The 2,258-nt window shown below is 73.0% G+C and carries 1 protein-coding gene; it reads right to left on the reverse strand.

Annotated elements, in window-relative coordinates; all coding sequences use genetic code 11:
* On the reverse strand, positions 1–2,244 hold a 2,244-nt coding region (locus ACFQSB_RS40090; RefSeq protein WP_380832584.1), incomplete at its 3' end, for a polyketide synthase dehydratase domain-containing protein.
* Positions 2,245–2,258: the final 14 nt, after the last annotated feature.

Genomic DNA, 2,258 nt, shown 5'->3' on the forward strand with positions numbered 1-2,258 from the left:
GCCGGGGGCGTCCAGGCCGCGACGGGAGACCAGCAGCAGATGCCGCACGCCGTGCACGGCGACCAGATGCCGGGCCATCAGGGCGCCCAGCCCGCCGGTGCCGCCGGTGATCAGCGTGGTCCCATCGGCCGGCCAGGCCGCGTCGTACGAGTCAACGGCTGCGGCGCGCGATACCCGGTCGGCGTGACCCTCGCGCGGGACTGCGGCGCGGCTCAGCCGGGGGACCCACGGCCGGCCGTCACGGATCGCCAGCTCGGGCTCGCCGGTGGCCAGGGCGACGCGCACGCCGTCCGCCAGGTCAGCGGCCGGATCCACGTCGACCAGGATGATCCGGCCGGGGTTCTCCTCCTGTGCGGCCCGCACCAGGCCCCAGACCGCGGCCCGCGCCGGATCCGGCCCTTCGGTGTCGCGCACCGCCACGGCACCCCGCGTGATCACCACTGCCGGCCGGGTGTCCGCCGCGACCGACCAGTCCTGCAGGCCGGTAAGGACCGGACGCAGGGCACGACGCACCCGATCCGGCACATCGCCCCCTGAGGCTTCGCCGGCGCCGCCGGTGGCGTCGATGACCAGCGCGTCGGCGTCCACTGCGCCGAGAGGGCCCGACGGCGCGACCGGCCGCCACGTCACGGCGAGCAGCGACTCCGAGGCCGGGCGAGCCTGCGCCAGTTGGTCGGCCTTGACCGGCCGGGACACCACCGTCTCCACCGTGGCCACCGGCCGGCCGGCGGTGTCGGCCAGGTCCAGCCTGGTGACCTCGTCGCCGTCCAGGCGGCGCAGCCGTACGCGAAGCGCGGTGGCGCCGGCGGCGTGCAGGGTGACGCCGTTCCAGTTGAACGGGATCAGCGTGGCCTTCGGCCCGGCCACCAGGTCCACGTGCATCGCGGCGTCGAGGATCGCGGGGTGTATGCCGTATCGGGTGGTTTGTTCGGCTTGTTCGGGGAGGGTGATGTCGGCGTAGAGGTCGTCGTGGTGTTTCCAGGCGTGGGTGAGGCCGTGGAAGGCGGGGCCGTAGCCGTAGCCGTGGTCGACCAGGCGGTCGTACAGGTCGGTGGTGTCCAGTGGCTGGGCGCCTGGCGGTGGCCAGGCGTGGCGCAGGTCTGCCGCCGCGTCGCCGGGGGTGGCGGGGGTGGGGGTGAGGGTGCCGGTGGCGTGGCGGGTCCACTGTCCGTGGTCGTCTTTGGAGTGGATGGTGATCTGGCGTCGGCCGTCTTGTCCTGGTCCGGTCACGGTGACCTGTACCACGACGCTTGCGGTGTCGACGTTGCCGGTGTCCCCGTTGCTGTGCCGGCCGTTGCTGTGGTGACCGTTGCTGTGGTGGCCGGTGTTGTGGTGGCCGGGGTCGGGGATGGGCAGGGGGGCGTGCAGGGTGAGTTCGTCGATGGTGGGGCAGCCGACCTGGTCTCCGGCGCGCAGGGCCAGTTCGACGAAGGCGGTGCCGGGCAGGATGGGGGTGGCCTTGATCACGTGGTCGGCCAGCCAGGGTTGGGCCGTGACCGATAACCGGCCGGTCAGGATGGCGCCCCCGTCGGGCTGCTCCACCACTGCTCCCAGGATGGGGTGGTCGGCGGCGGTCTGGCCGAGGGCGGCCGGGTCACCGGCGGGGGCGGGCTGCAGCCAGTAGTGCCGCCGCTGGAAGGGGTAGGTGGGCAGATCCAGATGGCCGACCCGAACCCCGGCCGAACCGGCCCGTCCAACTGTTCCGGCTGGTCCGGCCGCGGTGGTTTCGATGGCCGCGGTGATTCCGTTGGTTCCGGCGTTTTCGGTGGTCGCGGTGGTCGCGGTGGTCGCGGTGGTCGCGGTGGTCCAGGACGGCCAGGCGGTCCAGTCCACACCGGTGCCACACGTCCACGCCTGACCCAGCCCGGCGACCAGTTGAGCCGTCTCGTCCCGGTCGCGGCGCAGCAACGCCACCACCGCGGGCTCACCGCCGTCGTGCCCGTCCCCGTTGTCGTGGTGGGTGAGGGTCTGTTCGATCATCGGGGCCAGCTGGGCGTCCGGGCCTGCCTCGATGTAACAGCCGACGCCCTGTCCGCGCAGGGTGGTGATGGTGTCGGCGAACCGGACAGGCCGCCGCACGTGCTCCACCCAGTACCCCGGCTCGGTGACCTCCTCGCCGACGAGGTCACCTGACAGGTTGGACACCAGCGGCAACTCCGGGCGACGCAGCGTCAACCCCGCCACCACCCGCTCGAACTCGGCCAGCATCGGCTCCATCAACGGCGAATGGAACGCATGCGACACCCGCAACCGCCGCG

Origin of the sequence: Sphaerisporangium rhizosphaerae, from assembly GCF_042665155.1 — a bacterium.
GTDB classification, from domain to species: domain Bacteria; phylum Actinomycetota; class Actinomycetes; order Streptosporangiales; family Streptosporangiaceae; genus Sphaerisporangium; species Sphaerisporangium rhizosphaerae.